Source organism: Algoriphagus sp. (genome assembly GCF_024642405.1).
Classification (GTDB): Bacteria; Bacteroidota; Bacteroidia; order Cytophagales; family Cyclobacteriaceae; genus Algoriphagus.
In genome coordinates, this window is sequence record NZ_JAHEBC010000261.1 from 1 (window position 1) to 5,371 (window position 5,371).

The window sequence follows — 5,371 nt, forward strand, 5'->3', positions numbered from 1 at the left end:
CTATGGGGATAAAATTATTCAGCAAGGCGGTGAAATATTTTTAAATCATAAGGTATTAAATATCAATCATAAAAATAAAGTCAATTACATCGAAACTTCAAAAGGAGAATTTCAATCTAAGCTAATTATCAATTGTGCGGGGCTCTATTCTGATAAGGTGGCACAAATGAATGAAAAGGATCCAATCGATGTGAAAATCATTCCCTTCAGAGGGGAATATTATAAGTTAAAAGAGGAGAAAGAATACTTAGTCAAAAACCTGATTTACCCAGTTCCCGATCCAAACTTTCCATTTTTAGGAGTGCATTATACCCGTATGAAAAAAGGAGGCGTAGAAGCAGGTCCAAATGCTGTTTTAGCTTTTAAAAGAGAGGGATACAAAAAATCTCAAATCAATTTTTCAGAATTAGCCGAAAGTTTAGCTTGGCCTGGCTTTCAAAAAGTAGCTGCAAAATATTGGCAGACTGGTTTTGGTGAAATTTATCGATCTTTTTCTAAAGCTGCATTCACAAAAGCTTTACAAGAACTGATTCCTGAAATCCAATCTTCAGATTTAGTGGATGGAGGCGCTGGAGTAAGAGCCCAAGCTTGCGATAGAACTGGTGGTTTATTGGATGATTTTGCAATTAGGGAATCCGAACATGCAATAAATGTCTTAAATGCACCTTCTCCTGCTGCAACTAGTTCTTTGGCTATTGGAGGCACAGTTGCTGAATTAGCGCTTAAGAGGTTTTAAGGCTTTTAAAGCATTTTACTCCCGCAAAGTCGCTAGGGCGCAAACAAAACTATAGAAACCGAATTTCCTGATAAATTGCTACTCTTTGCAATAGCCTATGGGTGCTTTTCGGATAGAAATAATTAAACCTTCGATCTTAGAAAAAAACCTCAAAGGTTAGCTACTGTTGCGCCTTTGCGGGATGGTTTTAAACCTACACTTGAGTATTTACCGTATCAGGGAAGTATCTATTGGCAAGTTTTACCATTTCATCGCCTTTTACCAAATCATGGATGCTGATCTCGGAAGAGTGAGTATGGCCTGTCGCTCCTAATAATTCCTGAACAGCATGTATTGTGTTTTTATGAAAATTATAGACGCGTTCGGCTTTATCTGATACGACAAGACCTTTGGTAAGGCTAGCCTTTTGGGTAGCAACACCTGTTGGACACTCGTTTGTATTGCATCTTAATGCTTGAATACAGCCTAAACTAAACATAAAACCCCGAGCGGAATTACACAGATCGGCTCCCAAAGCAATATTTTTAATGATCGAGAAGGCGGTAAGAGCTTTTCCCGAAGCAATAATCCTGATATTTTGTCTTAGATGATATTTTTCCAAAGTCCCATTGACAAAAATCAAAGCAGGTTCCAAAGGAAGTCCAACACTATCAGAAAATTCAAGTGGTGCAGCTCCTGTTCCCCCTTCTGCCCCATCAACGGTGATAAAATCTGGCCAAACATGCTGAGCTACCATTTCCTTGCATAGATTGACAAATTCTTCTGTCCTTCCGACACAAAGTTTAAAGCCAACAGGCTTGCCGCCACAGAGTTCCCTGAGTTTAGCAATAAAAGCAACTAGTTCTTTTGGGTTTGAAAAAGCAGTATGAGAAGGTGGGGATAAAATAGTGGTTCCAGCTTCCACGCCTCTTATTTCAGCAATTTCTTTGGTGTTTTTTATTCCCGGCAAAACCCCTCCATGCCCAGGTTTAGCTCCCTGAGAAAGTTTAATTTCAATCATTTTGACCTGAGGCCAACTCGATTTCTCTTTGAATTTTTCTTCATCAAAATCTCCATTCTCATTCCTGCATCCAAAATATCCAGTTCCGATTTGCCAAACTAAATCGCCTCCTCCTTCACGATGGTAATTACTTATTCCACCTTCCCCTGTATTATGATAAAAACCACCTTTTTTTGCACCTCTGTTCAAAGCTAAAACAGCATTTGAACTTAAAGAACCAAAACTCATTGCTGAAATATTCAAAAGTGCAGCAGAATAAGGTTGTTTACAATCCTGACATCCAATTGTAACTCTAGGTGCCTCTTTTGCTGGCTTTACGGCATAAATTGAATGCCTCAATGCCATATAGTCTTCCCCTCCCAAGTCTCTTTGTGTTCCGAAAGGATGGGTGTCATTAACATTTTTTGCTCGTCGATATACTAAGGATCTCAAATTCCTGCTAAAAGGTCTGCCATCTGTATTACTTTCAATGAAATATTGTTGGATCTCTGGAGAGATCGCTTCAAACATATATCTGAAATGACCTACTATAGGAAAGTTTTTTAAAATCGCATGTTTTTTTTGGGTTACATCATACAATCCCACTAAAAATAAGATTAGAAGAATTATGAGAAAAACATATCCAAAACCAAAGAAATAAATACTTAGGCCCGCAATGGTGATCAGAATTATAGCTGCTGTAAAAAAAACAGTTCTCATTTGGGATTTGATTTGAATTTATCCTAAATCTAACATTTCCACACTTAGAATTTATAAGTTAAAAATTCTAGAAGCCTATATTCTGCCCAAGTAAATTCATTTCCTTTCAATGCAAAACCTGTATGCCCTCCTCTTTCTGGCATCTCCAAAATAATTTCTGACTTTTTCTCAGCCAATTCTATCGGATAACATTCTGGGCCCAAAAGAGGATCATTTTTGGCATTTAAAATCAAGGTAGGTATAGTAATTTCACTCATCCAATTATCAGCCGAAACAGTTTGATAAAAATCAGATGCATCTTTGAAGCCATGAATTTTTGCTGTAAAAAGTGTATCAAATTCGTCGAAGTCCTTAACTTTTTCAAGCAATTTTAAATCTATCAATTCGGGATACTGCTGAGCCTTTGCCTCTATTTTCTTTTTCAGTTTACCCAGAAAACGTTTTTTGTAGAAGATATTGGATTTTAGCTTTAGGGTAGCCGCGCTGGATGGAAGATTACACGGTGTGGAATAGACAGCGGACTTTTTGATTTGCTTTGGTAAACTTTGCCCCTTCTCCCCTAAATATTTTAAAGTTTGTGCTCCCCCCATACTTATACCTGATAAGTAAATTTCAGTGTAATTATACTCCTTTATGACATGTTGTACCGTTGTATCCAGATCATAACTAGCACCGTGGTGGTATAAGATGGGTAGATCATTTATTTCACCACCGCAGGTCCTATTATTCCAAACCAATGCATCGATGCCATTTTGATTAAATAGTTTTACCAATCCCCTTGCATAATGTCTTTCAGAATCTCCTTCCAATCCATGAGAGATAATCAATAGTTTGTGTGAACCCACTTTTGACCAATCCAAGTTCAAAAAATCACCGTCAAGTGTACTTATTTTTTCTCTTTGATAATTTATCCCTTTAACTCTTCTGTAAAGACTAGGAACAATGGTTTCCAAGTGTCCATTGAATAAAAATGCTGGAGGGCCGGGATAAGTGGATTCTAATATTGGCATGTATATTTAAATGAATTTCTTTACAAGAAGTTCATATTCAGTTAATCATAGAAGGAAAAACCTCGGCTACCTTTGTAAAATCTTCATAGGGTATAAAAATACGAAAACGGGAGCTGCAGGTGTGGCTCCTTTTTATTTCAAAAGTAAATTGACCTCACAAATTGCACCTTCTAATAGCCTATTTAGTTCTAAGACATGTGTAGAATAGTTTTCTGTAAAACCCTCACTTTCTAATATCACTTTTCCTTTTTGTATTTCAGAAACCAAATCTTCAAAATCAAACATAACCAAAGTCGGTTTCAGTTTATGTCTGATTTGTTGAATCACAACCTCATCTTTTTCTTCATGCCCTTTTGAATAAACTGCCTTCAATTCAATAAGTCCATTATGAATTGCCTGAATAAGCTCGATTCTAAAATCCTCGTCACCTTCTGCAATTTCAAGGATTTTATTATTTAAACCTGGATAAAGTTGAATCATATCGTAATTTTTACTGATGATTTCCCTGCTAAATAGCCAGTTGACCATGCGGCTTGGAAATTAAATCCTCCTGTGATTCCGTCAATATTTAAAACTTCCCCCGCAAAGTATAAATTGGGATGAAAAATACTTTCCATTGTTTCTGGGTTTACTTCTTCTATTGAAATTCCTCCAGCAGTAACAAACTCTTCTTTAAAAGTAGTTTTGCCATTGACACTCAAAATATGGCAAAAAAGGTTTTGCACCAACTTATTAATCTGCTTTTTACTTAAACTATTAAAAGTTTGATTCAGATCAATTTCAGATTTATCACATAAATACTCCCAAAGTCTAGTAGGAATTTCGAATAAAGCATAATTGCTCACCTTCCTATTTGGGTGGGATTTAGCGTATTGTACCAGGTGATCTAAATATTTTTGTTCATTAAAATCCCCATTCCAGTTAATTATAGCCTTAGCCTGATATTTTTTCTCAAATAACCATGCTGCACCAAAAGCAGATAATTTCAAAACAGCGGGCCCTGAAACTCCCCAATGTGTAATCAATAAAGGACCTTGATAATTAAGTTTAGTCCCCTCAATTTTTACGTGGGAATCTGGCATAGATATTCCCATCAACTTCTTTATCGGTTCCTGAGGCGTATTGAATGTAAATAAAGATGGAATTGGACTGATGATCTTGTGCTTCAAATTGCTCATAAAAGCATATCCTTCAACTTTGGGATACCCTCCACCCGCAATAATTAAAGCATCCACTAAAAATTCACCTTTATCTGAGATCAATAAATAGGAATCTCCATTTAACTGAACCTCTTTGATTCCAGTAGATGCTTTTACTTCAATTTTTAATTTGCTTGCTTCGAGTTGGAGAGCATCAATAATGCTTTGAGAATCATCCGAACATGGAAAAACTCGTCCATCTGCTTCAATTTTTAATGGAACGGACCTTGATTCAAACCAGTCTATTGTATCCTCACACTTAAAATGTCTGAATACCTTTTTTAAAAATTTTTCTCCCCGAGGATAATTCTTTACCAATTTAGAAATCTCCAATGGTCTGTGGGTAACATTACATCGACCACCCCCAGAGACTTTTACTTTGGAAAGTAACTTGGGCGACTTTTCAAAAATAGTGACTTTATTTCCTTTACCACTTGCATGAATTGCAGAAAAATATCCGGCAGCCCCTCCTCCGATAACACCTATTTTCAAAATTATAACAAATTAAATTTCAATAATTTAGACCTACCTTCTTTTACCAGTAAATGAACCTAAAATCCCTCTGGTCAGCTCTCTGAAAATTGTTCTTCCTAATTGTCTGAACATTGTGTTTTTACTTAATTCTTCAATCAAGGATTCCTCTTCCTTAGCTCTTGGTCTTGGTTGAGATTTTGGGATATTGGGTGTAGGCAATTGGGCTTTTTCCTGTGCTTTTTCTACTTCCTCC

Annotated in this window: 6 protein-coding genes; 1 reads left to right on the plus strand and 5 read right to left on the minus strand. The window is 36.5% G+C overall.

The window, feature by feature from the left end:
* Nucleotides 1–736: L-2-hydroxyglutarate oxidase (lhgO, locus tag Q0L68_RS15645; RefSeq protein ID WP_296705027.1), on the plus strand; the 736-nt coding region annotated here is incomplete at its 5' end.
* Nucleotides 737–929: 193 nt separating this feature from the next.
* Here the strand turns inward: lhgO and Q0L68_RS15650 are convergent.
* The 5 genes from Q0L68_RS15650 to Q0L68_RS15670 all read right to left on the minus strand — a co-directional run.
* Nucleotides 930–2,435, minus strand: coding sequence for an FMN-binding glutamate synthase family protein (locus Q0L68_RS15650; RefSeq protein ID WP_296705029.1), 1,506 nt, complete (start codon nt 2,433–2,435; stop codon nt 930–932).
* Nucleotides 2,436–2,479: 44 nt separating this feature from the next.
* Nucleotides 2,480–3,445 carry an alpha/beta fold hydrolase gene (locus tag Q0L68_RS15655; protein WP_296705030.1) on the minus strand — a complete coding sequence of 322 codons (966 nt, stop codon included), beginning with the start codon at nt 3,443–3,445 and terminating at the stop codon, nt 2,480–2,482.
* Nucleotides 3,446–3,577: 132 nt separating this feature from the next.
* The gene (locus Q0L68_RS15660; protein WP_296705032.1) at nt 3,578–3,925 is read right to left on the minus strand and encodes a hypothetical protein; all 348 of its coding nucleotides are present in this window, start codon (nt 3,923–3,925) and stop codon (nt 3,578–3,580) included.
* The gene (locus Q0L68_RS15665) at nt 3,922–5,136 is read right to left on the minus strand and encodes an NAD(P)/FAD-dependent oxidoreductase (protein WP_296705033.1); all 1,215 of its coding nucleotides are present in this window, start codon (nt 5,134–5,136) and stop codon (nt 3,922–3,924) included. Before Q0L68_RS15665 ends, Q0L68_RS15660 begins: the two co-directional genes overlap by 4 nt.
* A 33-nt stretch (nt 5,137–5,169) precedes the next feature.
* Nucleotides 5,170–5,371 (minus strand): helicase HerA-like domain-containing protein (locus Q0L68_RS15670; protein WP_296705034.1); only part of this gene is annotated, 202 nt, incomplete at its 5' end.

Excerpts from the sequence above, each read along its gene's own strand:
- Q0L68_RS15650 (WP_296705029.1), bottom strand. The coding sequence starts at position 2,435 with ATGAGAACTGTTTTTTTTACAGCAGCTATAATTCTGATCACCATTGCG.
- Q0L68_RS15655 (WP_296705030.1), bottom strand. The coding sequence starts at position 3,445 with ATGCCAATATTAGAATCCACTTATCCCGGCCCTCCAGCATTTTTATTC.
- Q0L68_RS15660 (WP_296705032.1), bottom strand. The coding sequence starts at position 3,925 with ATGATTCAACTTTATCCAGGTTTAAATAATAAAATCCTTGAAATTGCA.